This is a genomic window from Alkalihalophilus lindianensis (assembly GCF_032843265.1).
Taxonomy (GTDB): domain Bacteria; phylum Bacillota; class Bacilli; order Bacillales; family Bacillaceae_D; genus Alkalihalophilus; species Alkalihalophilus lindianensis.
On record NZ_JAWJBA010001123.1, the window covers coordinates 1 to 231 of the forward strand.

A 231-nucleotide genomic window follows, 5' to 3' on the forward strand; every position below is an offset into this window, starting at 1 on the left:
GCTTTTCGCCCCCCATCTTCGTTAAAGGATCTGTAAATAGTGCATAGCTTCCATAAACTTCAAATTCAATTCCATTTCTCATAAACTCACCTCCTTTATTAACCTATATACCCATAATATACCTATAAATCAATTTTGTAAATAACATATTATATGAATTTTAAACTTTTATATTTTTATATGTTATAATAAAGTGTCGCTGTGAAAGCGCGGATTGAAAGATATATTATG

Annotated in this window: 1 pseudogene; it reads right to left on the reverse strand. The window is 28.6% G+C overall.

The window, feature by feature from the left end:
- Positions 1 to 82: pseudogene (locus RYX56_RS25595) on the reverse strand (type I-C CRISPR-associated protein Cas5c); the annotation flags it as partial.
- Positions 83 to 231: the final 149 nt, after the last annotated feature.